Origin of the sequence: Variovorax sp. Varisp85 (assembly GCF_047304045.1) — a bacterium.
Lineage (GTDB): Bacteria > Pseudomonadota > Gammaproteobacteria > Burkholderiales > Burkholderiaceae_C > Variovorax.
In genome coordinates this window covers 1-25,803 of sequence record NZ_JBGLYN010000056.1, presented here as the reverse complement: position 1 = coordinate 25,803, position 25,803 = coordinate 1, and the positions used below count along the sequence as shown (strand labels likewise).

Sequence of the window (25,803 nt, the reverse complement as noted above, 5' to 3'; positions counted from 1 at the left end):
GATCGCGCGGCTTCGCTAAGGGTGTGCCCTCAGGCGAAGCTCCTCTCGGACCGATGTAGAGTGCAGACACATCCAACCGCATTCCCACCCAGAAGAAAAGAGTCTGCAATGAGCACTCGCGCAACTGCCAAGCCCTCCGTCCGCCACCGAACCCCAGCCACCCCGCGCCATTACGCCGTCGTCGGCGCTGGCATTGCCGGGGTGGCCTGTGCGCGAACGCTGGTGCAAGCCGGCCACAAGGTCACGCTGTTCGAACGCGAGGCCACGGCCGGCGGACGCATGGCGAGCATCGACACCGCCTTCGGCCGCTTCGACAGCGGCGCGCAGTACTTCACCGTGCGCGACCCGCGCTTTGCGCTGGCGCTGGCAAGCACGCCCGGCCTGTGCAAGCGCTGGAGCGCCAACCTCGTGCGCGTGCTCGACGCCCACGGCCGCGTAGCCGAGGCGGCCCTGCCCTCGCTCGAGCCACACTGGGTGGCGCAGCCCGGCATGGATGCGCTGGTGGCCCATTGGGCCAAGCCGCTCGGCGACAGCCTCGTCGCCGGCACGCAGGTCACGCAGATCGAGCCCGATGCACTTGCCCCCCAGCGCTGGCAGCTGCGCACCACGGGCACCGACGACTCCCGGCACGTGTATTCGGGCTTCGACGCCGTGCTGCTCGCCGTGCCGCCTTCGCGCGCCCGCGCGCTGCTGGGCGACGGCAAGCTCTCGGCCACGCTCAGCCGCAAGATCGAACCCGTGCGCATCGCGCCCTGCTGGACGCTGATGATTGCCTACCCCCAGGCCAACCAGCCCACCATGTCGCACCTCGGCCCGCAGTGGAATGCGGCGCGCAGCACCCACCACCGCGTGGCATGGCTGGCGCGCGAATCCTCCAAACCCGGCCGCGAGCCCGTCGAACGCTGGACGCTGCAGGCCAGCGCCGCGTGGTCGCAGGAACACGTGCGCGACACGCCCACGCGCGTCGAGGCTAAGCTGCTGCGCGCCTTCGCCGAGATCACCGGCGTCCATGCCACCCCCGCGCACGCCCAGGCGCTGTGCTGGAGCGAAGCGCAGACGCAGGTGCCGATGGGCACCACCCACCTCTGGGACGCCAAGGCACGCATCGGCGTGGCTGGCGACTGGTGCACCGGCCACCGCGTGGAAGACGCGTTCCTCTCCGGCCTGTCGCTCGCACTCGAAGTCATCTGACCGGGAGATGATGAGGGAGACCGGCCGCTTCGCGCCCTCGCCCACCGGCCCGCTGCATGCGGGCTCTCTGGTGGCAGCGCTGGCAAGCTGGCTCGACGTGCGCGCCCGCGGTCCGCAGGCGCGCTGGCTGGTCCGTATCGAAGACGCCGATACCGAGCGCTGCCTGCCCGGCATGGGCGAGCACATCCTCCAGCAGTTGGCCGATTGCAGCCTTCTGCCCGACGAAGCCCCCGTGTGGCAGACCCAGCGCACCGCGCGCTACGAAGCCGCACTGGCCAGGCTGCAGGCCTGCGACCTGGCCTACCCCTGCGGCTGCTCGCGCAAGGACATCAACCAGGCGCTCGCGCGCCTCGGCCTGCGGCACGAGCGCCACGGCGAGCGGGTCTATCCCGGCACCTGCCGCAACGGACTGCACGGCAAGCCGGCGCGCGCCTGGCGCTTCGCCACCGCGAAGTTCGAAGCCGACCGGCCGCCCACGCCGGGCGTGCCCTGGGAGGAAGAAGACGCCGACGCCCCGGATGCCGGCAGCGAACTCTGCTGGACCGACCGCCGCCTCGGCCGCCAGTGCCAGAACGTGAGCCGCGAAGTCGGCGACTTCGTGCTGCGCCGCGCCGATGGCCCGTGGGCCTATCAGCTCGCCGTGGTGGTCGACGATGCCGAACAGGGCGTGACCGACGTGGTCCGCGGCGAGGACCTCACCGACAACACGGCGCGCCAGATCCTGCTGCAGCGCGCGCTCGGTTTTCCCACACCCAGCTACCTGCACACACCGCTGGTGCGCGGCGCCGATGGCGACAAGTTGTCGAAGCAGAACGGCGCCACCTCGATCGACACGGGCACGCCCGAAGCTGCCTTGGCCGCACTGGACAGCGCCGCGCGCGTGCTCGGCCTGCGACCCGCCACGGCCACCGGCTGTGCGGACGCCCTGGCCGGCTGGGTGCCCGAATGGCGCGCTCTCTACAATTCGCAGCCGTAATGAATTCTCCCGACACCGTGTCCAACGACCTCCCGCGCAGCGACGATGCGCCCTCTTCCGAAGGCAGAGACGATGACGCGGCCAAGCCGCACCCGCTGCATCGCCGCCTCAAGAGCTTCGTGAAGCGCGCCGGCCGCACCACCGACGGCCAGGCACGCGCCTTTTCCGAACTGGGACCGCTGTTCCTGCTGCCCTACAAGCCCGAACCGCTCGACCTGACTGCCGCCTTCGGCGGCCGCGCCGGCCCTACGGTGCTGGAGATCGGCTTCGGCATGGGCGAGGCCACTGCGCACATCGCCACCGTGCTGCCCGAGACCAACTTCCTCTGCTGCGAAGTGCACGAGCCCGGCGTGGGCGCGCTGCTCAAGCGCATCGGCGAGCAGTCGCTGTCGAATATCCGCATCTGCGCCCACGACGCGGTCGACGTGCTCGACCACATGCTGCAGCCCGGCACCCTGGCCGGCGTGCACGTGTTCTTCCCCGACCCGTGGCACAAGAAGCGCCACAACAAGCGCCGCCTGATCCAGCCCGAGTTCGTGACCAAGCTCGCGCGGCACCTGCGCCCTGGCGGCTACATCCATTGCGCCACCGACTGGCAGCCCTATGCCGAGCAGATGCTCGAAGTGCTGTCGGCCGAGCCGCTGCTGCGCAACACGGCCGAAGGCTACGCACCCAAGCCCGGCTACCGCCCTCTCACCAAGTTCGAGAACCGCGGCATCAAGCTGGGGCATGGCGTGTGGGACCTGGTGTTCGAGCGGGTCGCATCGACCTGAGCACGCGCCGTCAGCGGGCTTGAGCGCCCCGGTGCGGCATGGCACGATCCCGCGGATGACCAGCAAACCCGAAGCGGCGCAGCATCTGCGCGACCTCGCACGGCTGCGCCGCGTTCGCGACCGCATCGACCGGGAATACGCACAGCCGCTGGACGTCGAGGCGCTCGCCTATGGCGTGCACATGTCGGCCGGACACCTCAGCCGCCAGTTCCGGCTCGCCTACGGCGAGTCGCCCTATTCCTATCTGATGACCCGGCGCATCGAACGCGCGATGGCACTGCTGCGCCGCGGCGACCTCAACGTCACCGAGGTCTGCTTCGAGGTCGGCTGCTCGTCGCTGGGCACCTTCAGCACGCGCTTCGCCGAACTGGTCGGCGTGCCGCCCAGCACCTACCGGCGCCAAGCCGCGCATGCGGCCGCGGGAATGCCGGCGTGCGTGGCGAAACAGGTCACCAGACCGATCAGGAATCGAGAAGCGCCACTCGAAGGTCCGAATCTAGACTGGCCGGCCTGACAACACCTGGACCTGACCGAGCACCATGAACATCACCATTCACGCGAGTTTTCTCCCCCACAACGACCCCGAGGCTTCCCTGGCCTTCTACCGCGACCTCCTCGGCTTCGAGGTCCGCAACGACGTCGGATATGGCGGCATGCGCTGGATCACGGTCGGCCCCGCCGGCCAGCCCGGCACGTCCATCGTGCTGGCACCCCCGGCCGCCTACCCCGGCATCACCGACGACGAGCGCCGCACCATCGCCGAGATGATGGCCAAGGGCACCTACGCCGCCATCCTGCTGGCCACCCCCGATCTCGAGGGCACCTTCGCACGGCTGCAGGCCAGCGACACCGAGATCGTCCAGGAGCCGACCGACCAACCGTACGGCGTTCGCGACTGCGCCGTCCGCGATCCTGCAGGCAGCCTGATCCGCATCCAGCAGCTGCCCTGAGCCGGCCCCTCGCGACCAGGAGGCCGAGCTAACCCGCCTTCCCCCTTGGCCCCGAAATTGCTACACTTTTTTACTAATGTGAAAGAAGGTGTCCAATGAACGGATCACGCAGAGAGTGGTTGGGCAAGGCATGGGGCGCGGTGATGCTAGGCAGCAGCATCGGCATTGCCCACCCCGCCATGGTGCAGTCCGCGCGCGCGGCGGCCGGCGCACCGCGTGTCGTACTGCTCGGGCAATCGGTGCCGCTCACGGGCAGTGCCAACGAGATCGGCACCGCCTTCGCCGCCGGCAGCCGCCTCGCGGTGAGCGACTTCAACGAACGCAACGCCGCCAGCGGCCTGCAGCTGAAGCTGCTGCAGCTCGACGACGGCTACGACGCGGCCCGCGCCGCCGTCAACGCGCGCACCCTGCTCACCACCCAGAAGGCCGACATGCTCTTCGGCTTCGTCGGCACGGCCAGCAGCGAGGCCGGCGCCAACGTTGCGACGCAGCAGGGCAGCCTGCTGTTCGCGCCCTTCGCGGCCTCCGACACGCTGCGCGGCGCCGACCATCCCAACGTGTTCCACGTGCGGCCCGGCATGATCGACGAGGCCCTGAAGATCGTGAAGCAGTGCGCCACCGTGGGGCAGACCCGCGTGGCGCTGGTGGGCGACGACGACGCGATGGGCCGCGCCGGCCTCGCGGCCGTCGAGCAGGCCATCAGCGAACTCAAGCTCACGCCGCTGGTCGCAACCGCGCTGGTGCCGCCGACCGGCGACAAGCTCGACGCAGCCTTGAAGACGGTGCAGCAGCAGTCGCCCCAGGCCATTGTGCTGGTGTCGCTCTCGGGCACCACGGCCAACGCCATCCGCAAGCTGCGCAAGAGCGGCTATGCGGGCAACTTCATGGCCTTCTCCATCGTCGGCATCGACCCGCTCTACGCCACGCTCGGCAAGGACATCGGCGGCATCGTGATCTCCCAGGTGGTGCCCTCGCCGCGGCCATCGGCCATTCCCATCGTCAAGGAATACCTTGCGGCCGTCGACAACTCCGACCAGACCGCGTCGTACGAAGGCCTCGAAGGCTTCATCGCGGCCAAGGCGGCCGGCGAGGCCGTGCGCCGCGCGGGCCGCGGCTTCAACACGGCGAGCCTGCTGCGTGTGATGTCCGGCATGACCGACTACGACGTAGGCGGCTTCCGCATCAACCTGCGCCCGGGCCTGCGCGACAGCGTGCGCAGCATCGACCTCATCAGCATCTCCGCCGACGGCCGCGTATTGCGCTGACGCCGGCGCGCGGGCTCAACCCGTGCTCACCAGCGCCTGCAGCGCATCGATCGACCGCAGCTCGATGCGCCCGTAGCCCAGTGCGACGACGCCCTCGCCTGCCAGCGCATTGAGCTCCTTCGACAGCGTCTGCCGCGTCACGCCCAGCATCATGGCAAGCGCCTCCTGCGGCAGCTGCAGTTGGTGCCGCAGGTGCACCGATTGCGTGGCATCGCCGCGCGCCAGCACCAGCAGCCGGTGCGCCACGCGGGCGCGAAGGCTGCGCAGCATGGCATCTTCCGTCAGGCCGTAGAGCATGCGCACGCGCGCCGCCAGCATCGCGGCGATGGCGTTGGAGAAGACCACGTCGCGCATCAGCTGCACAAAGGCCGCGGGCGGCACCGCGAGCAGGTCGAGCGCCTCCAGCGCGGTGGCGTCGTGCGTGCGCGGCGAGCCGTCGATCAGCGTGATCTCGCCGAACCAGTTGCCGGGCTCCAGCACGGCGAGGATGGCCTCGCGCCCGTCCTGCCGCAGGGACGAGATCTTGATGGTGCCCGCCACCAACCCATAGAAGCCGCCGCCGGCCGCGTGAATGGGATCGCCCTGGCGAAACACCATCGCGCCGCGCCGTGCATGGATGAGCTCGGCCGCGCCGAGCAGCGCCTCCCGCTGCGCGCGCGGAATGCTGGTGAACCATGGATTGCCCTCGAGGGCGCCGCGATGCGCGGCGGAGAGGCGGGGTTTGGACGAAGCGGCCATGCGGGCGGGGGTTTACCAGAACCCTGCATTGTCAAATTCTTGACAGTTCCAGGTCAAGCGCAGGCATACAGTGACCGGCACCCACAAGAACGGAGACCTCACGATGAGCAACGCACGCGCAAGTTTCAGGAGCATGCAGGAAAGCACGCGCGAAGACTGGCAACTGATCGGCGGCGAGTTCATGCAGTTCGCGGGCGGCCTGCCCGCACGCGTGATCAAGCACCTGCAGATCCTCGAAGGCGACTACGGCGGCTTTCCGGTCGACCGCTACACGCACTCGCTGCAGACCGCCACCCGCGCACTGCGCGATGGCCGCGACGAGGAGTACGTGGTGTGCGCGCTGCTGCACGACATCGGCGACACGCTCGGCAGCTTCAACCACCCCGACATCGCCGCCGCCATCCTCAAGCCCTTCGTGAGCGAAGCCAACCACTGGATGGTGCAGCACCACGGCATCTTCCAGGGCCACTACTTCTTCCATCACATCGGGCTGGACCGCGACATGCGCGACAACTTCAAGGACCATCCGCACTACGAGCGCACGGCCGAGTTCTGCGCGCTCTACGACAACCCCGCTTTCGACCCCAAGGCCGAGACCCTGCCGATCGGGGAATTCGAACCCATGCTGCGCCGCCTGATGGCACAGCCGAAGCAAAGCATCTACAAGGCGGCCTTGCAAGAGCCGGCTGCGGCCTGATGCCGAACTCCATAACCACCAAAGGACACCACGCCATGAACGCCACCACCCAACCCGAAATCCAGAAGCTCGTCTCCGCCGAGGAGTGGCAACTGCGCGTCGACCTTGCCGCCTGCTATCGCCTCGTGGCGCTGTACGGCTGGAGCGACCTGGTGTTCACGCACATCAGCGCACGCATCCCCGGCCCGGAGCACCACTTCCTGATCAACCCCTACGGCCTGATGTTCGACGAGATCACCGCGTCGAGCCTGGTGAAGGTCGACCAGCAGTGCAACAAGATCATCGACTCGCCCTACCCTGTGAACCCGGCCGGCTTCGTGATCCACAGCGCCGTGCATGCCGCGCGCGAAGACATCCAGTGCGTGCTGCACACCCACACCAAGGCCGGCATTGCCGTCAGCGCGCAGAAAAACGGCGTGCTGCCCATCAGCCAGCAGTCGACCTTCGTGCTGGCCTCGCTGGCCTACCACGACTACGAAGGCGTGGCCTTCCGCGACGACGAGAAGCCGCGCCTGCAGGCCGACATGGGGAGCGCCAACTTCCTCATGCTGCGCAACCACGGCCTGCTCACCTGCGGCAAGACCATCGCCGACGCCTTCCTCTCGATGTACACCTTCGAGAACACCTGCCAGATCCAGATTGCGGCGCAGTCGGGCGGCAGTGAACTCACGCAGGTGAACCCCAAGATCGTCGAGGGCGTGGGCCAGGCAATGAAGGTGCAGACCGGCGGCATGGGCGGCCAGTTCGTCTGGCCTTCGCTGATCCGCAAGCTCGACCGCATCGACGACAGCTACAAACAATAAGACACGCGCCGCCCGCTGTTTTCGCGGCCGACGGCGCCTGCGCGATGATCGGGCGATGGAACTCCGGCAACTGCGCTACTTCGTCAAGGTCTGCGAGCTTCGCAGCATGGGCCGCGCGGCCGTGGAGTTGGGGGTGGTCACCTCGGCGCTGAGCCAGCAGATCAGCCGGCTCGAAAGCGAACTCTCGACGCGGCTGCTGCGCCGCCATTCGACCGGCGTCATGCCCACCGACGCGGGCCTGGCCTTCCTGCACCAGGCGCAGCTCACGTTGCGCCACGCCGACGACGCCGTGCGCGCCGCCCAGCAGGCGCGCCTGTCGGGCCATGTGAGCGTGGGCCTGGCTCCCACCACCGCCACCGTGCTGGGTGTGCCGCTGATGCAGGCCATGCAGGCGCGTTACCCCGAAGTGCGCCTGCACATGGTCGAGGCGCTGTCAGGTCACCTCACGACGATGCTGCACGCGCGCCAGCTCGACCTGGCCGTGCTGTTCCAGACCGACACGCCGCGGCGCTGGAGCGTGGCGCCGCTGCTGGCCGAAAAGCTCTTCGTGATCGCCTCGCCCACGCTGTCACCGCGCCCCACCGGTGCGAAGGTGCGGCTGTCGCAGCTGGCCGAAGTGCCGCTGATCCTGCCCAGCGGCAGCCACGGCCTGCGAGCCACGCTGATGGCCGCCTTTGCGCGGGCACGCGTGGCGCCGCGCATCGTGGCCGAGGTCGATGGCCTGGCATTGCTGATGGACGCGGTGCGCGCCGGCCACGGTGCGACCATCCAGCCCGGCGCCGCCACGGCGCGGCACGACCGCGACGACCTCGTGCTCACGCAGATTTCCGACGCGCACGTGGGCCGGCGCAACCTGCTCGTGAGCCTGTCGGACGACGAGCTCTCGCCCGCCGCGCTGGCCGCGCGCGTGGTGGTGGCCGAGACCGCGCGCACGCTGGTGCGCGAAGGCCGCTGGGCCGGCGCAAGTCTTCTCGATCACTGAACACCTGTTGCTTCTTTTGGCCTTTCGCGTGAAGGCTTCACTCCCTAAAGTCTCCTGCATTCCAAGGAGACCCACGAGTGATAGACGTACTGGTTGTCGGTGGCGGCAATGCCGCGCTGTGCGCCGCGCTGATGGCGCGCGAGGCCGGCGCTTCGGTGCTGCTGCTGGAGGCTTCGCCCAAAGAATGGCGTGGCGGCAATTCGCAGCACACCCGCAACCTGCGCTGCATGCACGACGCGCCGCAGGATGTGCTGGTCGATGCCTACCCTGAAGAGGAGTACTGGCACGACCTGCTGAAAGTGACGGGAGGCCTCACCGACGAGCACCTCGCGCGGCTGGTGATCCGCGCCTCGTCGAACTGCCGCGACTGGATGCGCAGCCACGGCGTGCACTTCCAGCCGCCGCTGTCGGGCGCGCTGCACGTGGCGCGCACCAATGCCTTCTTCATGGGCGGCGGCAAGGCGCTCGTCAACGCCTACTACCGCAGCGCCGAAAGGCTGGGCGTGCAGATCCGCTACGACTCGCCCGTGGCCTCGGTCGAACTCGACGGCGACCGCTTCGTTGCCGTGCACACCGAAGCCGGCGGGCGCATCGCGGCAAAAAGCTGCGTGCTGGCCTCGGGCGGTTTCGAGTCGAACCGCGAGTGGCTGCGCGAAGCGTGGGGCCGAAACGAACGCGGCGAATGGCCGGCCGACAACTTCCTGATCCGCGGCACGCGCTTCAACCAGGGCGTGCTGCTCAAGCACATGATCGATGCGGGCGCCGACAGCATCGGCGATCCGTCGCAGGGCCACATGGTGGCCATCGACGCGCGCGCACCGCTGTACGACGGCGGCATCTGCACGCGCATCGACTGCGTGTCGCTCGGCGTGGTAGTCAACCGCGACGCGCAGCGCTTCTACGACGAGGGCGAAGACTTCTGGCCCAAGCGCTACGCGATCTGGGGCCGGCTCGTGGCCCAGCAGCCGGGGCAGATCGCCTGGTCGGTCATCGATCAGCAAGCGGTCGGGCGCTTCATGCCGCCGGTGTTCCCCGGCACGCAAGCCAACACGCTCGGCGAACTCGCGCAGAAGATCGGCCTGGACGAAGCCACCTTCGTGCGCACCGTGCAGGACTACAACGCCGCCTGCCGCGTCGGCCGCTTCGACCACACGGCGCTGGACGACTGCCACACCGAAGGCCTCGCGCCCGCCAAGACGCACTGGGCGCGGCCGATCGACACCGCGCCCTTCTACGGCTACCCCCTGCGCCCCGGCATCACCTTCACGTATCTCGGCCTGAAGGTGGACGAGACCGCCGCCGTGCGCTTCGGCGGCCGGCCGAGCCCCAACCTCTTCGTGGCCGGCGAAATGATGGCCGGCAACGTGCTGGGCAAGGGCTACACGGCCGGCGTGGGCATGAGCATCGGCACGGCCTTCGGGCGCATCGCCGGCACGCAAGCGGCGAACGCAGCAAAGAACGTCTCAAAGCAATCTCCGGAGGCCGCCCTTGCAGCAGCTCACTGACCTCGTCGCGCGCGCCCGTGCCGATGCCGACGGCATCGGCGGCAATCCCACGTCGCGCGTGATCCCGATCCAGCCCGCCCTGCCGCTGACCGCGCCTGAAGGCGAAGTCGCACGCATCCTGCAGATCTGCAACGCCTGCCGCTACTGCGAAGGCTTCTGTGCCGTGTTCCCCGCGATGACGCGACGGCTCGAATTCGGCAAGGCCGATACGCATTACCTCGCAAACCTCTGCCACAACTGCGGTTCGTGCCTGCATGCCTGCCAGTACGCACCGCCGCACGAGTTCGCGGTGAACGTGCCACAAGCGATGGCGCAAGTGCGCCTGCAGACCTACCACGACTACGCATGGCCGCCCGTGATGGGCGCGCTCTACAAAAAGGCCGGGCTCACCGTCGCGCTCGCACTGGCGGGCGGGCTCGCGCTGTTCCTCGTGCTGGCCGTGACGATGTCGGGCGCGCTGCTGCACGAACCGCTTGCGGGCAACTTCTACGCGATCTTTCCGCACAACTTCCTCGCCCTGGTGTTCGGCGCGGTGTTCCTGTTCGTGATGTTCGCGCTGGCGATGGGCACGCGCCGCTTCTGGCGCGAGGTGTCGCCCGCGAACGATCCAGGCAACGCCCCCGACCTGCCGGGCGTGCGCCGCGCGGCCGGCGCCGAAGCCGCGCACGACGCGCTGCGCCTGAAGTACCTCGACGGCGGCCACGGGGAGGGATGCAACAACGACGACGACCGCTTCACCCTCTGGCGTCGGCGCTTCCATCACTTCACCTTCTACGGCTTCATGCTGTGCTTCGCCTCGACCTGCGTGGCGACGCTCTATCACTACCTGTTCGACCTGCACGCGCCCTACGCGCTCACGAGCCTGCCGGTGCTGCTGGGCGCTGCAGGCGGCATCGGCCTCGCGATCGGTCCCGTCGGTCTGCTCTGGCTGAACCTGCGTCGCCACGCCGCGCACGGCGACGCGGCGCAGCGGCCGATGGACCGCGGCTTCATCGCGCTGCTGCTGCTCACCAGCCTCACCGGCCTGGCGCTGCTGGCCTGGCGCGACACCCGCTTCATGGCGCTGCTGCTCGCGGTGCACCTGGGCGTGGTGATGGCGCTCTTTCTCACGCTGCCCTACGGCAAGTTCGCGCACGGCATCTTCCGCTGCGCGGCGCTGCTGAAGTTCGCCATCGAGAAGCGCCTGCCGAGCCGGCTGCGGCTGGGCGCGGACTGAATGCGCGAGACCCTTCACCTCCACAACAACACCGAGACCTCAAGACCATGAACCGACACACCTTCCTTCGCACCACCATCGCCGCACTGATGCTCGCCAGCGGCGCGGCATCCGCCGCCGAATGGCCGACGAAACCCATCACGCTCGTCGTCCCCTTCGTGGCCGGCGGCACCACCGACATCGTCGCGCGCACCATCGGCCAGAAGCTCTCCGAATCGCTCAAACAGCCGGTGATCGTCGACAACCGCGGCGGGGCAGGCGGCACCGTGGGCGCGACCATCGCGTCGAAGGCGCCGGCCGATGGCTACACCCTGTTCCTCGCCACCATCGCACACGCGATCGCGCCGGGCCTCTACAAGAAGCTCGCCTATGACTTCCAGCGCGACTTCGATCCCGTCGCGCTCGCGGCTTCCACGCCCAACGTGCTGATCGTCAACGAGAAGGTGCCTGCACGGACGGTGGCCGAACTCGTCGCGTACATCAAGGCCAACCCCGGCAAGGTCAACTTCGGCTCGGCCGGCAACGGCAGCACCGAGCACATCTCGGGCGAACTGTTCCGCTCGATGACGAAGACCGACATCGTGCACGTGCCCTACAAGGGCGGCGCGCCGATGATGGCCGACCTGATGGGCGGGCAGATCCAGATGGCCATCGAGACCAGCCCCTCGGCCTCGCCGCACATCAAGGCCGGCAAGGTGCATGCGCTGGCCGTGACCACGAAGGCGCGCTCGCCCGCCTATCCTGGTGTGCCGACGCTCGACGAAGCCGGCCTCAAGGGCTACGACATGACGACATGGTTCGCGCTCATGGCGCCGCACGGCACGCCGCCCGAGATCGTGCAGCGCCTGAACACCGAACTCGCCCGCGCGGTACAACAGCCCGATGTGATCAAACGTTTCGAGGAACAGGGTGTAACGGCCGGGAACATGAAACCCACGGAACTGGCCAACTTCATCGGCACCGAGACGACCAAGTGGGTCAAAGTGGCGAAGGAAGCCGGCGCCACCGCCGAATAAGCGGGCCGGCTCGGACAAGCCCCTACGGCCAGGGCGGAAACCCGCTGGCCGGGGCCGGCGTGCATTGTCTGCAGAATAGAGGTCCATGCACGTTCGAAAAGCCGCGGTTCCCGCCCTCGTCCTCCTCCTTTCCGCACTCTCCTTCCCCGCCCTGCTTCCTCCCGCCACCGCGGCGTCCGTTTCCAAGGACCTTCACCCCTCCCGCTCGCCCGACGCCGCCGAGGCCCGCATCGAATCGCTCATCGCCCGCATGACGGTGCAGGAGAAGGCCGGCCAGCTGAGCCTCTACGGCCCGGCCGATATCGACACCCCCAACAACCCGCAGGCCGGCTCGCGCAACGTGCAGCAGGAAACCGCCGACGTGCGCGCCGGCCGCCTCACCGGCCTGTTCAACAACGCGGGCCTCGAAGGCAAGCGGCGGCTGCAGCAGATGGCGGTGAACGAGTCGCGCCTGGGCATTCCGCTGATCTTCGGTGCGGACGTGATCCATGGCTTTCGCACCATGTTCCCGATGCCGCTGGCCGAGGCGTCGAGCTGGGAGCCCGCGCTCGCCGAGCGCACCGCGCGCGCCGCGGCGATCGAAGCCACGGCCGACGGCTTCCGCTGGACCTTCGCGCCGATGGTCGACGTCGCGCGCGACGCGCGCTGGGGCCGCGGCCTCGAAGGCGCGGGCGAAGACGCGTACCTCTCCAGGCAGTTCGCCGCCGCGCGCGTGCGCGGCTTCCAGGGCCCCGACCTCTCGCGGCCCGACGCCATGCTGGCCACGCCCAAGCACTTCGCGGCCTATGGCGCGGCCGAGGGCGGACTCGACTACAGCGTGAGCGACATCTCCGAGCGCACGCTGCGCGAGGTGTACCTGCCGCCCTTCCGCGCGGCACTGGACGCGGGCGCGCTGTCGATCATGAGCGCCTTCAACGAGATCGGCGGCGTGCCCTCCACCGCCAATCCCGCGCTGCTCACGGGCGTGCTGCGCGACGAGTGGAAGTTCAAGGGCTTCGTGGTGTCCGACTACACGGCCGACGAGGAACTGGTGGAGCACGGCTACGCCGCCAACCCGCGCGAAGCGGCCAGGCAGGCCTTCATGGCCGGCACCGACGTGAGCATGCAGAGCGGCCTGTACGCGCGCTACCTGCCCGACCTGGTAGCGTCGGGCGAAGTGCCGATGGCGCGGCTCGACGACGCGGTGCGACGCGTGCTGCGCGTAAAGCAGAAGCTCGGCCTGTTCGACGACCCCATGCGCGGCCTCGACGGCCCGCCTGCCGCGCAACGCACAGAGAACCCCGAGTTCATCGCGCTGGCCCGCGAGAGCGCGCGCCGCTCCATCGTGATGCTGAAGAACGAGCGCGCGCTGCTGCCGCTGTCCAAGGCCGGCACGAAGATCGCGCTGATCGGCCCCTTCGCCGAGGGCACTGTCGACCTGATGGGCGCCTGGAGCCTGTCCCCGGGCCAGTCGGCGCCGGTGGGCGTCGACCAGGGCCTGCACGCGGCACTGGGGGCCGATTCGTCGGTGAACGTCGTGCGCGGCTCGGGCATCGAGTCGGCGTTGCCCGGTGGCATCGACGCCGCGGTGGCCGCCGCGCGCGATGCGGACGTGGTGCTGCTGGCCATCGGCGAGAGCCAGAAGATGTCGGGCGAGGCGCGCTCGCGCACCGACATCGGCCTGCCGCAGGCGCAGCAGGACCTGGCCGAAGCCGTGGCCGCCACCGGCAAGCCGGTGGTCGTGCTGCTGAGCAACGGCCGCGCGATGGCGCTCAAGGGTGCGGTGCGCGACGCGCGCGCCATCCTCGTCACGTGGTTCCTGGGCGTGCAGACCGGCAACGCCATCGCCGACGTGGTGTTCGGCGACTTCAATCCGTCGGGCCGCCTGCCCGTGAGCTTTCCGCAGACGGCAGGACAGGTGCCCTACTACTACGGCCACAAGCGCACCGGCCGCCCCTCGCCCGAGAACGCACCGGGCACGGCCTTCAGGACCCGCTACCTGGACGCGACCAACGAGGCGCTCTACCCCTTCGGCTTCGGCATCGGCTATGCACCGGTGCACTACGACGGCGTGGAGCTGAGTTCGGAGCGCCTGCCGCTGTCGGGCACGCTGCGCGTGCGCGCCACCGTCAGCAACACCGGCCAGCGCGAGGCCGAGGAAGTGGTGCAGCTCTACATCGCCCAGCGCGCCGCCAGCGTGACCCGGCCCGTGCGCGAGCTCAAGGAATTCCGCAAGGTCGACATTGCGCCCGGCGCATCGACGGTCGTCGAGTTCGCGCTCACGGCCAACGACCTGGCGTTCGTCGGCCGCGACATGAAGCCGGCCGTGGAGCCCGGCGATTTCGATCTCTGGGTGGGGCCTTCGGCTGCGGGCGGCATTCGCAAGCAGTTCGCTCTCACGCGGGAATGAAGCCGTCGACGCCCGTCAGGGGTGGTGTGTCGTGCGGCAGTTTCAGTCGAGCCCGTGGAACACGCTGTCGTCCGGCCCGATGTGCGAGGGCGGCGTCCAGGCGGCGTCGCGCATCGAGCGGCTCACGAGCTTTTCCACGCCCAGCAGCGTGGCGAAGATCGCCATGCGCACGGGAATGCCGTTGTCGGTCTGGCGGAAGATGGCCAGGCGCGGGTCGTTGTTCAGGTCGACGCTGAGGTCGTGCGAGCCCGGGCGGCCGTCGCGCGGCAGCGGGTGCATCACGACCACCTCGGGCCTGCAGGCCGATTCGACGAGTGCGCGGTTGATCTCGAAGGCGTTGTCGAAGCCCTCCAGCACTTCGTCGTGCGCGAAGCGCTCTTTCTGGATGCGCGTGGCGTAGATGATGTCGGCGCCGGCCAGCGCCTGCGCCGGCGCGGCCGCGGTCTCGACCACGTGGCCGTTGCGGCTCACGGCGTCCACGATTTCCGCCGGCATGGCGAGCGAGGGCGGCGAGATGAGCGTGAACTTCAGCCCCTTGTACAGCGCGAGCAGCTTGATGAGCGAGTGCACGGTGCGCCCGTATTTCAGGTCGCCGACCATGGCGATGTGCGCACCGTCCACCAGCTTCCCCAGGCGCGAGAACTCGCGCTGGATGGTGTACAGGTCTAGCAGTGCCTGGCTCGGATGCTCGCCCGGTCCGTCGCCACCGTTGATGACCGGCACGTTGGTGGCGCGCGCGAATTCGGCGACCGAGCCCTGCTCCGGATGCCGCACCACGATGGCGTCGACATAGCCGCTGATCACTCGGCTGGTGTCGTAGATCGATTCGCCCTTGGCCATCGACGAGAAGGTGAAGCCGGTGGTGTCGCACACCGAGCCGCCCAGCCGGCAAAACGCCGCGCCGAAGCTCACACGCGTGCGCGTGCTGGCCTCGAAGAAAAGATTGGCCAGCACGGCGCCTTCGAGCACGCGGCTGACCTTGCGCCGCCGCGCGATGGGCTGCATGACGTCGGCCAGCTGGAACAGTTCGTCGATGGCGTCGCGGTTGAACTGGTTGACAGAGAGCAGGTGGTGCGAGCCTTCAATGGCAAGCGACCTTCGCAAGGCGCTTTCATATGCGCTTTGCGTATATTCTGCGCGACGCCCATCCGAAGCCAGGATTTCGCTCACGAAGCGCCGGGCCACTTCGGGCATGGCCCGGAATTCATTGGACTCGTCGGGTAGCAGCCAGGCGTCGAGCGCCCGTCTGCGGCTGCCGATGCGCTCTGCGAAAGCATCGCGCGTCATGTTGAGTTGACGCATCGCGTCGCGGAGGAGCACCTGTTGCGGCATGTTCATGGGCCACAAGCATATACTCAATGCGTATATTTTCAAAGCCCAAAGAAGCGCCTGCCGTTTGGGCTACCTCCGGGTCTTCCTCGCGGGCTTCTTCGCCACCTGGCGCTGCGAGCGCTGCCGCAGCGTCGAACCCGAACCGCGCGGCGGGTTCGCCGGCGCCACGTCGTGCTGGCTCGCCCTCGAAGTGAAATCGCATGTCTTCACCGCCAGCTCGACGATGCGCGCCAGCGCGGGACTGGCGTTGTCGCGCCGGTAGACCGCGCTGTAGACCAGCGGCGGCGGCATCGGGTCGCTCCTGACCACGCGCAGCAGGCCACTCCTGATGTCCGGGCGCACGTAGTCGAGCGCCTGCTGGCTGATGCCGAAGCCGCTGATCGTCAGTTCGCGCAAGACAGTCGTGCTGTTCGTCAGCAGCACCTTGCCGAAGCGGAAGCCATGCTCTGCGCGCCAGGCCTCGTAGAACCTGTTCTTCGAGGCACCGGCTGGCTGCTCGATCACCGGATAGTCGGCGAATTCATGCGGCTTCAGCGCCCGCTGTGGAATGCCCAGCCTCGGGCTCGCGATCCAGGCCTGGTCGACCTGCCCCACCTTGACCGACTCGAAGGCCTGTCCCCAGAAGGTGCCGGGCATGATGGACAGGTCGAGCTTGTTGGCCTCCAGCCGCTCGAAGAGCGTCAGTCCCGCATCGACCACCGGCTCGAGCGTCACCTCGGGATGCAGCTTCTGCAGCAGCTGAATCAGCCGCGTGAGCCAGGTCATCGCGATCAGCTCCGTCACGCCCACCCGGAAGGTGCCGCGCAGTGTCTTGTCGAGGCTGATGTCGTGCTCGATGCGTTGCCACAGGCGCAGGGCCTCTTCCGCGAGCGGCAGCAGTTCGCGGCCGGAGTGAGCCAATTCCAGGCCGTGCGAGGTGCGATGCAGCAAGGGGCCGCCAAGCGAATCCTCGAGTTCCGCCAGGCGCTTCGAGATGGCCGACTGCGTGGTGTGCAGCTTCACCGCCGCGGCACTGAAGCTCTGGAGCTTGGCGCTGAAGAGAAAAGCCTCCAGCTGCTTGAAGGTGAAGTTCATGCCAGCGGAATGTACGCCTACGGTCAGCCAGGAAAAAAAGGAATACCGCGACGGTCCGATTTCTCGTTTGTCCCGCGGCGAGCGGACTTTGATACTGCGCGCATGCTTCACATCGCACCACGCCTGAATCGCATCAAGCCTTCCCCCAGCTCCATGGCCGGCCAGAGGGCGCGCGAGCTGCGCGCGATGGGCCGGGACATCCTCGGCCTCACGGCGGGCGAGCCCGACTTCGAGACGCCCGGCCACGTCAAGGACGCCGCCATCCGCGCCATGTCGGACGGCCAGACGCGCTACACCGACGTGGGCGGCACGCCGGCGCTGAAGGAAGCCATCGCGGGCAAGTTCCTGACCGAGAACGGGCTGGCCTACACGCCGGGCGAGATCATCGTCGGCACCGGCGCCAAGCAGGTGATCTTCAACGCGCTCATGTGCACGGTCGCGGCGGGCGACGAAGTCATCGTGCCGGCGCCCTACTGGGTGTCCTACCCCGACATCGCCCTGCTGGCCGGCGGAGTTCCGGTCTTCGTCGATTGCCCGGCGGCCGCGGGCTTCAAGCTCCAGCCCGCCGACCTCGAGCGCGCCATCACCCCCAGGACGCGCTGGCTGATGCTCAACTCGCCGAACAACCCGAGCGGGGCAACCTACACGCGCGTCGAGCTCCAGGCGCTGGCGGAGGTGCTGCGGCGCCACCCCCATGTCTGGATACTGACGGACGACATCTACGAGCACCTGATCTACGGCGGCGTCGAATTCGCCACCACGGCCGAGGCGGCGCCCGACCTCAAGGACCGCACGCTGACCGTGAACGGCGTGTCCAAGGCCTACGCGATGACGGGCTGGCGCATCGGCTACGGCGCAGGCCCCTCGGCGCTCGTCAAGGCGATGGTCAAGCTCCAGTCGCAAAGCACTTCCGGCCCGAACTCGATCGCGCAGGCGGCAGCCGTCGCGGCGCTCACGGGGCCGCAGGACACCATCGCCAGCAACCGGCACGAATACGAAACGCGGCGCGACATGGTGGTCGCCGCGCTCAATGCCATCGACGGCATCCGCTGCGAGGTGCCCGACGGTGCGTTCTACGTCTTCGCCTCGTGCAGCGCTCTCTTCGGCCTTCGCACCGGCAAGGGCACGGTGATCGACAGCAGCGACGACTGGGTGATGCACCTGCTCGATTCGCAGGACCTTGCCGCCCTGCAAGGCAGCGCCTACGGGGTGCCCACGCATTTCCGCATCTCCTTCGCCGCCAGCACCGAACAACTGCTGGAAGGCTGCCGACGCATCGCGCGGGCACGCGACGAACTCTCGGGCCAAGCCATCAACCAGGAACCGCAATGAAACTCCGCACCCTTCTGAAGCTGCTGCCGGCCCTTGCCATCGGCACCGCCTGGCTCGGCACCACCCAGGCATGGGCCGCCGATGCCTTTCCGTCGAAGCCGATCAAGGTCCTCGTGGGCTTCTCGCCCGGCGGGTCCAACGACATGGTGGCGCGCCTGATCGGACCGAAGCTGGCCGAAGGCCTCGGGCAGCAGGTGCTGATCGACAACCGGCCGGGCGCCGGCGGCAACATCGCCGCGTCGGCGATGCTTGCGGCGCCTGCCGACGGGCACACGCTGCTGATGTGCACCACAGGTACGCTGTCGATCCAGCCGCATGTGCTCAAGAGCATGCCCTTCGACTCCGAGAAGGACATCGTTCCGGTCACGCAGGTGGTCAATGCGCCCTACATGCTGCTGGTCAACTCGAATCTGCCGGTGAAGAGCGTGAAGGAACTCATCGCCTACGCCAGGCAGAAGCCCGGCGAGATCAACTTCGCCTCCTCGGGCACGGCAACGGGCGGACACCTTGCGGGCGAGATGCTGAAGAGCCGCGCGGGCATCGACATCGTCCACGTGGCCTACAAGGGCACCGGCCAGGCGATGACGGACCTCATCGCGGGCCAGGTCTCGATGATCTTCGACCAGCCCGTGAGCTCGATGCAGTACGCCCGCTCGGGCAAGCTGCGCGCGCTGGCGGTGGCCAGCCCGCGCCGGCTACCGGCCTTTCCAGACATCCCGACCGTGGCGGAAGCCGGCGTTCCCGACTTCGACCCCGTGACCTGGGCCGGCATCTGCGCCGCGAAGAACACGCCGCCGGCCGTGGTCGAGCGCATCCAGCGCGAAGTCGCCAAGGTGCTCGCGATGCCCGAGATCGCCAAGCGGCTTATCGCCGACGGGCTGGAGCCCGTGGGAAGCACGCCAGAGCAGTTCCGTGCCTTCCTGGCTGCGGACAAGCGCAAGTGGGGCCGCGTGGTGAAGGACGCCGACGTCAAGGCCGAATGAACGGAATCGAGAACATGAGCCAGCTTCCAGACATCGTCCGCGACTTCGAGCGCGTCTCTTCCGACCTGATTCGCCAGGCCTCGGCCTTCCAGCCCGCCATCCTCGCCGACGTGGCCGGCCGCCGGGGCGCCCTGCACGGCCGCATCCAGGCCTTGCGCCATCGGATGAAACTGGCGGGCAGCGCGCTCACGGTGGAAGTGCGGCCCGGCGACAACCTGATGATCCATGCCGCCATCGCGCTCGCGAAGCCCGGTGACGTGCTGGTGATCGACGGCAAGGGCGACCAGAGCGCCGCCCTCATGGGCACGATCATGATGAACGCCTGCCGCCAGGTCGGCATCGCCGGCGTGGTGATCGACGGCGCGGTGCGCGACAGCGTGGAAATCGACGAAATGGGCTTTCCGGTGTTCTCGGTCGGCACCAATCCCAACGGGCCGACCAAGCTGGCCTCGGGGCGCATCGGGCATCCGGTGTCGGTGGGCGGCGTGGCGGTACGCCCCGGTGACCTCGTCATCGGCGATGCGGATGGCGTGGTCGTCGTCGAGCGGGAGAAGGTGGAGACGCTTCTTCAGGCGGCGGCGAAGAAGGTCGAGGACGAGGCTGCGCGCATCGAGGCCATCAAGAATGGCAACACGGCTGCCAAATGGCTGAACTCCGCGCTGCGCAACGCGGGCGTTCTCAAGGAAAACGAGACCCTCTAGGGTCGGGCGTCATCAGCTGGCGACGCGGACACGAAGCGAACACGAAGAAAAGGCCCGAAGGCCCGTTCTTCATGCTTGCCGGTTCGGCTTAAAGGCCTGCCTGGCGCGTGAACGACACGCTGGGCTTCTTGTAGGCTTGCGGCACTTCGTCGCGGTAGAACGCGCGGCGATCGAGGCTGGCGAGCGGGTCGTGAGCCTTGGCAACGGCTTCGGCTTGCACGGTCGCACGGTCGGCGGTCGACGTGAAGGCCTGTGCGCCAGCGCTGGAGGCATCGGCGTACTCGTTGCCGGCGCGTGCGGCGGCAGCGGCCTGCGGTGCGACTTCGGCGCGGGTGACAGAAGAGTTCACGACGTGCACGCCGTCGTAGGTTTCTGCATGGGCTCCGGCAGCGGCCAGGAGCGAGAGAGCAGCAGCAGCGAGGATCTTCGAGGCATTCATTTCAATCTCCTTCAGGTGGTTGGTTGGTGAGGAGAAGTTTGATCCTGAAAAGCCTTGAAAAACACCGGCAAAAGGAACCACGGCGTTCACAGGATTGAAACAATCGAACCCTTGAAAACAGCCGGTCGTCAATGGCTGATCATCCACGGTCGCCGCGACGGCGCAGACTTGGCCCCGCTCGGCGCCGTCACCGTCGCACTTCGTTTGCCCGAGCCGCAGCAGCCGCACCCCGCCGGATGCTTGAAGCGCGCGTAGTCGCGCGAGTTGCCCGGCTCGTGCCGCGCGCGCTCGTTGGTTTCCATGGCGCGGCGCGTGCCCGAGGCCATCAGTGCGAGCCGCGGCGCGGCCGACAGCACGCGCGGCGAAGCGCATCCGCAATCGGGACACGCAGCCGCCTCGTCGCGCAGGCCTGAGGGCCGCAACGCCTCGAAGCCGCCGCACTGCCCGCAGGCGTAGTCGTAGGTCGGCATGGCTTGCTTCAGCGCAGGTCGTGCGACAGCGGCATGTCGATGCTGCCGTCGATGAACTTCACCGGGCCCGAGGCGTTCGGGTTGATGTCGAAGTCGAAGATGCCCGTGGGCAGCCACAGCGTGGCGCACGAGTTGGGCACGTCGACCACCCCGCTGATGTGGCCCTGCACCGGCGCCGTGCCCAGGATCGAATAGGCCTGCGCGCCCGAGTAGCCGAACTTCTTCAGGTACTCGATGGCGTTCAGGCAGGCCTGGCGGTAGGCCACGTTCACGTCGAGGTAGTGCTGCTTGCCGCTCTCGTCGACCGAGATGCCTTCGAAGATCAGGTAGTCGTTGTACTGCGGCGTGATCGGGCTGGGCTTGAAGATCGGGTTCTTGATGCCGTACTTGGCCATGCCGCCCTTGATGAGCGTGACCTTCATGTGGACCCAGCCAGCCATCTCGATGGCGCCGCAGAAGGTGATCTCGCCGTCGCCCTGGCTGAAGTGCAGGTCGCCCACGCTCAGGCCCGCGCCATCGACGTACACGGGGAAGAACACCTTCGAACCGCGCGACAAATCCTTGATGTCGCAGTTGCCGCCGTGCTCGCGCGGCGGCACGGTGCGCGCGCCTTCGGCGGCTGCCTTGGCGCGGGCTTCACCGGTCATCTTTCCCATGTGGGCAGTGCCCGCAAACGGCGGGTTCGCGAGGCCGGGCACACGTTCCGGATCGGTGGCGATAAGGGCCTTCTCGCGCTCGTTCCACATGTCGAGCATGGGCTTGTCGGGCAGGCAGCCGATCAGGCCGGGGTGGATCAGCCCCGCGAAGTTCACGCCCGGAACGTGGCGTGAACTGGTGAACATGCCCTTGAAGTCCCAGATCGATTTCTGCGCCTCGGGGAAGTGGTCGGTCAGGAAGCCGCCGCCGTTCTTCTTCGAGAAGAAACCGTTGAAGCCCCAGAGGCTGTCCTGCTTGGCGCCGATGTCGAGCAGATCGACCACCAGCAGGTCGCCGGGCTCCGCGCCCTTCACGCCCACGGGGCCCGAGAGGTAGTGGACGGTGCTCAGGTCGATGTCGCGCACGTCGTCGGCGCTGTCGTTGTTCTTGATGAAGCCGCCGGTCCAGTCGAAAGTCTCGAGGATGAAGTCGTCGCCCGGGTTGACCCAGCAGGCCATCGGAATGTCCGGATGCCAGCGATTGTGGATGTTCTCGTTCTCGACGGGCGACTTGGTCAGGTCGACCTTGATCAGCGTGTCAGTCATGTGCAGTGGCTCCTGGTTGGGTTGGTTGTGGTCAGATCAAACGGAGAGATAGGCCTTGATGTGGTCGACATCGGTCTTGTCGCGCGCGGTCTCATGCACGAGCCGGCCGCCTTCGATGACGAAGAGCCTGTCGGCCACGTCCATCGCGAAACTGAGCACTTGCTCGGACACGACGATGGTGATGCCGCGCAGCTTGCGGATCTCGTTGAGCGCCTTGGCGATGTCCTTGATGATCGAAGGCTGGATACCTTCGGTGGGCTCGTCGAGCAGCAGCACCTTGGGGTCGGTGACGAGGGCGCGCGCAATCGCAAGTTGCTGCTGCTGGCCGCCGGAGAGGTTGCCGCCCTTGCGGGTCTTCATGTCCCACAGCACGGGGAACAGCGCGTAGATTTCCTCGGGGATTCGGCGGGTCTTCGAGTTTTCCAGGCCGGTCTGGATGTTCTCTTCCACCGTCAGCGTCGGGAAGATCATGCGGCCTTGCGGCACGTAGGCGATGCCCTTGGCGACGCGGCGAAAGCTCTCGTCGCGCGACACGTCCTGGCCTGCCACCTCGATGCGCCCGCTCTTCAACGGCAACACGCCCATCAGGCCCTTGAACAGCGTGGTCTTGCCCATGCCGTTGCGGCCCATGATGGCGATGGTTTCGTTGGCATGGCCCTCGAACGAGATGCCGTGCAGCGCCTCGCTCTGGCCGTAGGCGACGTGCAGGTCTTCGACCTTCAGGTTGATGTTGCTCATGTCAGTGGCCCAGGTAGACGTCGATGACCTTCGGATCGGCCTGCACCTTCTCCATCGGCCCCTCGGCAAGGATCTTTCCCTGGTGCATCACGGTAACCTTGTGCGCGATCTGCTTCACGAAGGCCATGTCATGCTCGATGACGATCACTGCGCGGTTCTGGCAGATGCGCTTGAGCAGCTCGGCCGTGAGTTCGCGTTCGCGCGCGCTCATGCCGGCGATGGGCTCGTCGAGCATCAACAGCTCCGGCTCCTGCATCAGCAGCATGCCGATCTCGAGCCACTGCTTTTGGCCGTGGCTCAGCAAGCCGGCCTCGGTGTCGAGCTTGTCGGCAAGGCCGATGTCCTCGGCAATGGCCTGCACCTTGTTCTTGACCTCGTCGTCGCACCTGAAAGCCAGCGCACCGAACACCGAGCGGCCCTTCGGGAATGAGACCTCCAGGTTCTGGAACACCGAGAGGTTCTCGTAGATCGACGGCGTCTGGAACTTGCGCCCGATACCCAGCCGCACGCGCTTGTGTTCGGCCATCTTCGTGAGCTCGGTGTTGTTGAACTTGATGCTGCCGGCGCTCGCGCGCGTCTTGCCGCAGATCAGGTCGAGCAGCGTGGTCTTGCCGGCTCCGTTGGGGCCGATGATCACGCGCAGCTCGTTGCGGTCGATGTACAGCGTGAGGTCGTCAATGGCCTTGAAGCCATCGAAGGACACGGTGAGGTCTTCCACGGCGAGCGCGAAGTCGGTGTTGCTCATGAGGGTGTGGCTCCGGGTTCAGGCGTGCTGGCTGCCGACGCCGTCGGGCAGCGTGGGTTCGGATGGTGTGGCTGTGGGCACCACGGGTGCTGCGGCCGCCGGTCGCTTGACTGCCGCATCGCGCAAGGCTTGGCGGCGCGATTTCCACCATGGCCGGATCTTTTCTTCCCACAAACCCGCGAGCCCCATCGGGAAGGCCATGGTCACGCCGATGAAGAGGCCCGCCATCAGGAACAGCCACAGGTCCGGAAAGCTCTCCGAGAACAGCGTCTTGCCCGCATTCACCAGCAGCGCGCCATACACCGCGCCCACCAGGCTCATGCGCCCGCCCACCGCACAGAAGATCACCATCTCGATCGAAGGCACGATGCCCACGAAACTCGGCGACATGAAACCCACCTGCAGCGCGAACATCGCGCCACCGATGCCCGAAAGCGCGGCCGCCAGGCAGAAGATGAAGACCTTGAAGTTCGACACGTCGTAGCCCGAGAAGCGCACCCGGTCTTCCTTGTCGCGCATGGCCAGCAGCAGCGTGCCGAGCTTGCTGGTCTGCACCCAGCGGCAGAGCATGATGCTCGCCACCAGGAGGCCGACGCAGACGTAATACAGCACGTACTTGGCGCCGTCTGTGCGCGTGTCCCAACCCAGCATCGTCTTCAGGTCGGTCATGCCGTTCACGCCGCCCGTATAGCCCTGCTGGCCGATGATGAGCACGGTGCAGATGAGCGCCACCGCCTGCGTGATGATCGCGAAGTACACGCCGCCCACGCGCCGCTTGAACATCGCGAAGCTCACGAGCCAGGCCAGCGCCATCGGCGCCAGCACCACCAGCGCGAGGCTCAGCGGCAGGCTCTTGAACGGCAGCCACAGCGCGGGCAGTTCGGTGATCTGGTTCCAGTCCATGAAATCCGGAATGCCGGGCGTGGTCTGGATCTTGGTGGAAACGGGGTCGGAGGCTTCAAGCTTGAGGAACATCGCCATCGCATAGCCGCCGATGCCGAAGAACACGCCCTGCCCCAGGCTCAGCACGCCGCCGTAGCCCCACACCATCACGAGGCCCACGGCCACGAAGGCGTAGGTGAGGTATTTGCCCACGAGGTTGAGGCGGAAGATGTCGAGCGACAGCGGCAGCACCACCGCGAGCAGCAGCACCAGCAGCAACAGGCTGCCGAGCTGGTAGCGCTGGATCGAGGCCTTGATGAAATTCATCGGAACGTTCTCCAAAACAGGAATCGGGTTCAGCGGCGGACCTTGACTGCGAATAGGCCCTGCGGTCGCATCATCAGGATCAGCACGATCAGCGACAGCGTCAGCACCTTGGCCATCGAGCCGGTCATGAAGAACTCGGAGATCGACTGCGTCTGCGCAATGCCGAAGGCCGATACCACCGTGCCGAACAGGCTGGCCGCGCCGCCGAAGGTGACGACCAGGAAGGCGTCGACGATGTAGAGCGAGCCCGAGGTCGGCCCTGTCGAGCCGATGGTGGTGAAGGCCGCGCCCGCCATGCCCGCGATGCCGCAGCCGATGGCGAAGGTCAGGCGGTCGGTCCTCTTCGTGTCGATGCCGGTGGCGTTGGCCATCACGCGATTGGCCACCGTGGCACGCACCCGCAGGCCCCAGCGGCTCTTGTGCAGCGCAATCAGCACGCCGCCGGTGACCAGTGCTGTGAGCGCCAGCACGAACAGCCCGTTGATGGGAATGTCGAGGCCTTCATGCGGCGTCCACGAGCCCATGAGCCATTCGGGCAGCGTCGGGCTTACTTCCTTCGGGCCGATGAAGGTGCGGAAAATCTGCTGCAGGCCCAGGCTCACGCCCCAGGTGGCGAGCAGCGTGTCGAGCGGTCGCTTGTAGAGGTGGCGGATGAGCACCCACTCCACGATCCAGCCGACGATGAAGGCGAAGACGAAGGCCAGCCCGATGGCGATCGGGAAGTAGTACGGCATGAACTCGGGCGCCAGGCTTTCGGTGACGCGCGCGGCCAGGTAGATCGAGTAGGCGCCGATGGTCATGAACTCGCCATGCGCCATGTTGATCACGCCCATCTGGCCGAAGATGATCGCCAGGCCCAGCCCCATCAGCAGCAGCACCGCGAAGAGGCTCAGCCCCGCGAAGCCCTGCATGAGGCCGATGTTCATCATGTCCGACAGAGTCATGGCAACGAATTCCGGTGATTGGGGTATTGGCTCCTTCCCCCTCTGGGGGAAGGCTGGGATGGGGGCAGGCGGAGCGTGCCCAGTAGTAACGCCG

At 67.6% G+C, this 25,803-nt stretch carries 26 protein-coding genes; 16 read left to right on the top strand and 10 right to left on the bottom strand.

The window, feature by feature from the left end:
* Nucleotides 1–108 precede the first annotated feature (108 nt).
* The 6 genes from ACCC97_RS20585 (at nt 109) to ACCC97_RS20560 (ending at nt 5,155) form a co-directional block, all read left to right on the top strand.
* Nucleotides 109–1,191 (top strand): NAD(P)/FAD-dependent oxidoreductase, encoded by a 1,083-nt coding sequence (locus tag ACCC97_RS20585; RefSeq protein ID WP_007834900.1) that lies wholly within the window; start codon nt 109–111, stop codon nt 1,189–1,191.
* Nucleotides 1,192–1,201: 10 nt separating this feature from the next.
* Nucleotides 1,202–2,167, top strand: coding sequence for a tRNA glutamyl-Q(34) synthetase GluQRS (gene gluQRS / locus ACCC97_RS20580; RefSeq protein ID WP_413334766.1), 966 nt, complete (start codon nt 1,202–1,204; stop codon nt 2,165–2,167).
* A complete protein-coding gene (gene trmB, locus ACCC97_RS20575; protein ID WP_413334757.1) occupies nt 2,167–2,940 on the top strand; it encodes a tRNA (guanosine(46)-N7)-methyltransferase TrmB in 774 nt (257 codons plus the stop codon). The genes gluQRS and trmB overlap by 1 nt, the downstream gene beginning before the upstream one ends.
* A 55-nt stretch (nt 2,941–2,995) precedes the next feature.
* Nucleotides 2,996–3,454 carry a helix-turn-helix transcriptional regulator gene (locus ACCC97_RS20570; RefSeq protein ID WP_007834906.1) on the top strand — a complete coding sequence of 153 codons (459 nt, stop codon included), beginning with the start codon at nt 2,996–2,998 and terminating at the stop codon, nt 3,452–3,454.
* A 25-nt stretch (nt 3,455–3,479) separates the two neighbouring features.
* Nucleotides 3,480–3,890, top strand: a complete 411-nt coding sequence (locus ACCC97_RS20565) for a VOC family protein (RefSeq protein ID WP_413334756.1) — start codon at nt 3,480–3,482, stop codon at nt 3,888–3,890.
* A 95-nt stretch (nt 3,891–3,985) separates the two neighbouring features.
* Complete coding sequence (locus ACCC97_RS20560) at nt 3,986–5,155, top strand: ABC transporter substrate-binding protein (RefSeq protein WP_413334754.1); 1,170 nt, start codon at nt 3,986–3,988, stop codon at nt 5,153–5,155.
* Between the two features lie 15 nt (nt 5,156–5,170).
* Here ACCC97_RS20560 and ACCC97_RS20555 read toward each other — a convergent pair whose 3' ends face one another.
* Entirely contained in the window at nt 5,171–5,893 is a 723-nt protein-coding gene (locus ACCC97_RS20555; protein WP_007834912.1) for a Crp/Fnr family transcriptional regulator, read from the bottom strand.
* A gap of 103 nt (nt 5,894–5,996) precedes the next feature.
* Here ACCC97_RS20555 and ACCC97_RS20550 point away from each other — a divergent pair, with 103 nt between their 5' ends.
* The 7 genes from ACCC97_RS20550 to bglX all read left to right on the top strand — a co-directional run bounded on the left by ACCC97_RS20550 (nt 5,997) and on the right by bglX (nt 14,501).
* Nucleotides 5,997–6,590 (top strand): HD domain-containing protein, encoded by a 594-nt coding sequence (locus ACCC97_RS20550; RefSeq protein ID WP_007834914.1) that lies wholly within the window; start codon nt 5,997–5,999, stop codon nt 6,588–6,590.
* A 35-nt stretch (nt 6,591–6,625) separates the two neighbouring features.
* Nucleotides 6,626–7,393: a class II aldolase/adducin family protein gene (locus tag ACCC97_RS20545; protein ID WP_007834916.1), complete on the top strand. Its 768-nt coding sequence runs from the start codon at nt 6,626–6,628 to the stop codon at nt 7,391–7,393.
* A gap of 55 nt (nt 7,394–7,448) precedes the next feature.
* The gene (locus tag ACCC97_RS20540; RefSeq protein ID WP_007834918.1) at nt 7,449–8,375 is read left to right on the top strand and encodes a LysR family transcriptional regulator; all 927 of its coding nucleotides are present in this window, start codon (nt 7,449–7,451) and stop codon (nt 8,373–8,375) included.
* A 77-nt stretch (nt 8,376–8,452) separates the two neighbouring features.
* Entirely contained in the window at nt 8,453–9,880 is a 1,428-nt protein-coding gene (tcuA, locus tag ACCC97_RS20535) for an FAD-dependent tricarballylate dehydrogenase TcuA (protein WP_413334751.1), read from the top strand.
* Nucleotides 9,864–11,096 (top strand): tricarballylate utilization 4Fe-4S protein TcuB, encoded by a 1,233-nt coding sequence (gene tcuB / locus ACCC97_RS20530; protein ID WP_413334750.1) that lies wholly within the window; start codon nt 9,864–9,866, stop codon nt 11,094–11,096. Before tcuA ends, tcuB begins: the two co-directional genes overlap by 17 nt.
* Nucleotides 11,097–11,143: 47 nt before the next feature.
* Complete coding sequence (locus ACCC97_RS20525) at nt 11,144–12,112, top strand: Bug family tripartite tricarboxylate transporter substrate binding protein (protein WP_007834925.1); 969 nt, start codon at nt 11,144–11,146, stop codon at nt 12,110–12,112.
* A gap of 85 nt (nt 12,113–12,197) precedes the next feature.
* A complete protein-coding gene (bglX, locus tag ACCC97_RS20520; protein ID WP_413334748.1) occupies nt 12,198–14,501 on the top strand; it encodes a beta-glucosidase BglX in 2,304 nt (767 codons plus the stop codon).
* 42 nt (nt 14,502–14,543) lie between these two features.
* Here the strand turns inward: bglX and ACCC97_RS20515 are convergent, their stop codons facing one another.
* Nucleotides 14,544–15,839, bottom strand: coding sequence for an aspartate carbamoyltransferase (locus ACCC97_RS20515; RefSeq protein WP_007834929.1), 1,296 nt, complete (start codon nt 15,837–15,839; stop codon nt 14,544–14,546).
* Between the two features lie 63 nt (nt 15,840–15,902).
* Nucleotides 15,903–16,907, bottom strand: a complete 1,005-nt coding sequence (locus ACCC97_RS20510) for a LysR family transcriptional regulator (protein ID WP_413334745.1) — start codon at nt 16,905–16,907, stop codon at nt 15,903–15,905.
* A gap of 102 nt (nt 16,908–17,009) precedes the next feature.
* Between ACCC97_RS20510 and ACCC97_RS20505 the strand changes: the two genes are divergently transcribed.
* The 3 genes from ACCC97_RS20505 to ACCC97_RS20495 are packed head-to-tail and all read left to right on the top strand — an operon-like array spanning nt 17,010 to nt 19,923.
* Nucleotides 17,010–18,239, top strand: a complete 1,230-nt coding sequence (locus ACCC97_RS20505; RefSeq protein WP_413334743.1) for a pyridoxal phosphate-dependent aminotransferase — start codon at nt 17,010–17,012, stop codon at nt 18,237–18,239.
* A complete protein-coding gene (locus tag ACCC97_RS20500) occupies nt 18,236–19,222 on the top strand; it encodes a Bug family tripartite tricarboxylate transporter substrate binding protein (RefSeq protein WP_413334741.1) in 987 nt (328 codons plus the stop codon). Before ACCC97_RS20505 ends, ACCC97_RS20500 begins: the two co-directional genes overlap by 4 nt.
* A gap of 14 nt (nt 19,223–19,236) precedes the next feature.
* Nucleotides 19,237–19,923, top strand: coding sequence for an RraA family protein (locus ACCC97_RS20495; RefSeq protein ID WP_413334739.1), 687 nt, complete (start codon nt 19,237–19,239; stop codon nt 19,921–19,923).
* Between the two features lie 88 nt (nt 19,924–20,011).
* Here ACCC97_RS20495 and ACCC97_RS20490 read toward each other — a convergent pair whose 3' ends face one another.
* The 7 genes from ACCC97_RS20490 to urtB form a co-directional block, all read right to left on the bottom strand.
* A complete protein-coding gene (locus ACCC97_RS20490; RefSeq protein ID WP_007834947.1) occupies nt 20,012–20,362 on the bottom strand; it encodes a hypothetical protein in 351 nt (116 codons plus the stop codon).
* Between the two features lie 128 nt (nt 20,363–20,490).
* Entirely contained in the window at nt 20,491–20,832 is a 342-nt protein-coding gene (locus tag ACCC97_RS20485; RefSeq protein ID WP_007834949.1) for a zinc ribbon domain-containing protein, read from the bottom strand.
* Nucleotides 20,833–20,840: 8 nt separating this feature from the next.
* Complete coding sequence (gene fmdA / locus ACCC97_RS20480; protein ID WP_413312031.1) at nt 20,841–22,073, bottom strand: formamidase; 1,233 nt, start codon at nt 22,071–22,073, stop codon at nt 20,841–20,843.
* Between the two features lie 36 nt (nt 22,074–22,109).
* Nucleotides 22,110–22,811, bottom strand: a complete 702-nt coding sequence (gene urtE, locus ACCC97_RS20475; protein WP_413334737.1) for an urea ABC transporter ATP-binding subunit UrtE — start codon at nt 22,809–22,811, stop codon at nt 22,110–22,112.
* Between the two features lies 1 nt (nt 22,812).
* Nucleotides 22,813–23,556, bottom strand: a complete 744-nt coding sequence (gene urtD / locus ACCC97_RS20470) for an urea ABC transporter ATP-binding protein UrtD (protein WP_007834954.1) — start codon at nt 23,554–23,556, stop codon at nt 22,813–22,815.
* Between the two features lie 18 nt (nt 23,557–23,574).
* Nucleotides 23,575–24,765 (bottom strand): urea ABC transporter permease subunit UrtC, encoded by a 1,191-nt coding sequence (gene urtC / locus ACCC97_RS20465; protein ID WP_413334736.1) that lies wholly within the window; start codon nt 24,763–24,765, stop codon nt 23,575–23,577.
* 29 nt (nt 24,766–24,794) lie between these two features.
* A complete protein-coding gene (gene urtB / locus ACCC97_RS20460; RefSeq protein WP_413334734.1) occupies nt 24,795–25,709 on the bottom strand; it encodes an urea ABC transporter permease subunit UrtB in 915 nt (304 codons plus the stop codon).
* Nucleotides 25,710–25,803: the final 94 nt, after the last annotated feature.

What these genes read in the sequence shown, in the direction of transcription:
- ACCC97_RS20485 (WP_007834949.1), bottom strand. Translation starts at nt 20,832, where the DNA reads ATGCCGACCTACGACTACGCCTGCGGGCAGTGCGGCGGCTTCGAGGCG.
- gluQRS (WP_413334766.1), top strand. Translation starts at nt 1,202, where the DNA reads ATGAGGGAGACCGGCCGCTTCGCGCCCTCGCCCACCGGCCCGCTGCAT.
- ACCC97_RS20545 (WP_007834916.1), top strand. Translation starts at nt 6,626, where the DNA reads ATGAACGCCACCACCCAACCCGAAATCCAGAAGCTCGTCTCCGCCGAG.
- bglX (WP_413334748.1), top strand. Translation starts at nt 12,198, where the DNA reads ATGCACGTTCGAAAAGCCGCGGTTCCCGCCCTCGTCCTCCTCCTTTCC.
- ACCC97_RS20515 (WP_007834929.1), bottom strand. Translation starts at nt 15,839, where the DNA reads ATGAACATGCCGCAACAGGTGCTCCTCCGCGACGCGATGCGTCAACTC.
- ACCC97_RS20550 (WP_007834914.1), top strand. Translation starts at nt 5,997, where the DNA reads ATGAGCAACGCACGCGCAAGTTTCAGGAGCATGCAGGAAAGCACGCGC.
- urtE (WP_413334737.1), bottom strand. Translation starts at nt 22,811, where the DNA reads ATGAGCAACATCAACCTGAAGGTCGAAGACCTGCACGTCGCCTACGGC.
- ACCC97_RS20490 (WP_007834947.1), bottom strand. Translation starts at nt 20,362, where the DNA reads ATGAATGCCTCGAAGATCCTCGCTGCTGCTGCTCTCTCGCTCCTGGCC.
- ACCC97_RS20510 (WP_413334745.1), bottom strand. Translation starts at nt 16,907, where the DNA reads ATGAACTTCACCTTCAAGCAGCTGGAGGCTTTTCTCTTCAGCGCCAAG.
- ACCC97_RS20565 (WP_413334756.1), top strand. Translation starts at nt 3,480, where the DNA reads ATGAACATCACCATTCACGCGAGTTTTCTCCCCCACAACGACCCCGAG.
- ACCC97_RS20585 (WP_007834900.1), top strand. Translation starts at nt 109, where the DNA reads ATGAGCACTCGCGCAACTGCCAAGCCCTCCGTCCGCCACCGAACCCCA.
- trmB (WP_413334757.1), top strand. Translation starts at nt 2,167, where the DNA reads ATGAATTCTCCCGACACCGTGTCCAACGACCTCCCGCGCAGCGACGAT.
- urtD (WP_007834954.1), bottom strand. Translation starts at nt 23,556, where the DNA reads ATGAGCAACACCGACTTCGCGCTCGCCGTGGAAGACCTCACCGTGTCC.
- fmdA (WP_413312031.1), bottom strand. Translation starts at nt 22,073, where the DNA reads ATGACTGACACGCTGATCAAGGTCGACCTGACCAAGTCGCCCGTCGAG.
- ACCC97_RS20505 (WP_413334743.1), top strand. Translation starts at nt 17,010, where the DNA reads ATGCTTCACATCGCACCACGCCTGAATCGCATCAAGCCTTCCCCCAGC.
- urtB (WP_413334734.1), bottom strand. Translation starts at nt 25,709, where the DNA reads ATGACTCTGTCGGACATGATGAACATCGGCCTCATGCAGGGCTTCGCG.
- ACCC97_RS20570 (WP_007834906.1), top strand. Translation starts at nt 2,996, where the DNA reads ATGACCAGCAAACCCGAAGCGGCGCAGCATCTGCGCGACCTCGCACGG.
- ACCC97_RS20560 (WP_413334754.1), top strand. Translation starts at nt 3,986, where the DNA reads ATGAACGGATCACGCAGAGAGTGGTTGGGCAAGGCATGGGGCGCGGTG.
- urtC (WP_413334736.1), bottom strand. Translation starts at nt 24,765, where the DNA reads ATGAATTTCATCAAGGCCTCGATCCAGCGCTACCAGCTCGGCAGCCTG.
- ACCC97_RS20495 (WP_413334739.1), top strand. Translation starts at nt 19,237, where the DNA reads ATGAGCCAGCTTCCAGACATCGTCCGCGACTTCGAGCGCGTCTCTTCC.
- ACCC97_RS20540 (WP_007834918.1), top strand. Translation starts at nt 7,449, where the DNA reads ATGGAACTCCGGCAACTGCGCTACTTCGTCAAGGTCTGCGAGCTTCGC.
- ACCC97_RS20525 (WP_007834925.1), top strand. Translation starts at nt 11,144, where the DNA reads ATGAACCGACACACCTTCCTTCGCACCACCATCGCCGCACTGATGCTC.
- ACCC97_RS20500 (WP_413334741.1), top strand. Translation starts at nt 18,236, where the DNA reads ATGAAACTCCGCACCCTTCTGAAGCTGCTGCCGGCCCTTGCCATCGGC.
- ACCC97_RS20555 (WP_007834912.1), bottom strand. Translation starts at nt 5,893, where the DNA reads ATGGCCGCTTCGTCCAAACCCCGCCTCTCCGCCGCGCATCGCGGCGCC.